General features: G+C 44.9%; 1 protein-coding gene. It reads left to right on the forward strand.

The window, feature by feature from the left end:
* Positions 1-711, forward strand: a 711-nt coding sequence (locus tag ACFQ1X_RS15400; RefSeq protein ID WP_379083308.1) for an IS3 family transposase, incomplete at its 5' end; no start/stop codon positions are given.
* Between the last annotated feature and the right edge of the window lie 42 nt (positions 712-753).

Consider the following 753-nt stretch of genomic DNA (forward strand, 5'->3'; position numbering starts at 1 on the left):
ATTATCACGTTGTGCAGGAAAACGAAGTATCGTTTTGGGCATCGGAAAATCAAGAAATTATTGAAGGACGATTACAAGCTGGATCGGCATCGCAATACGGTTCAAACCATCATGCAAAAGCATCACCTGCAATGCCGGATCAAACCGAAACGGAAATGGAAATCACAAGGCGAATCGGTCATCATCGCACCGAATCTTCTGGAACGTAATTTCACGGCTTCTGCGCCAAACCAGAAATGGGTAACGGATATCACGTATATCCAGTACGGAAGTTCGACGATGTACCTGTCGACGATCATGGACCTGTTCAATAACGAAATTGTCGCGTACAAGATGTATGATCACCAGCAGACACCACTGGTCATCGATACCTTGAACGAAGCACTGAAATTGCGGGGCTATCCCGAGGGGATTATTATCCACTCTGATCAGGGGAGTGTCTATACGTCATATGCCTATCAGGATTTGATCAAGGAGAAACACGCGGTGAGCAGTATGTCACGGCGTGGGAACTGTTGGGACAATGCGGTCATCGAATCCTTCCATTCTAATATCAAATCGGAGGAATTCCAATACATCAAATTCAATTCGATGCACAATATTCAGGTCGTGGGGAAAGTGAATGAATACATGCGTTACTACAACGAAGACCGGATCCTAGAAAAATTAGGCTACCTGACACCCAAAGAATTTGGGGCGCAAGCAGCCTAAAGATGGTGTTTTATATGTGTCTCAAATCGCTATGTCAGTCTA

Source organism: Metaplanococcus flavidus (genome assembly GCF_042675885.1).
GTDB lineage: Bacteria > Bacillota > Bacilli > Bacillales_A > Planococcaceae > Planococcus > Planococcus flavidus.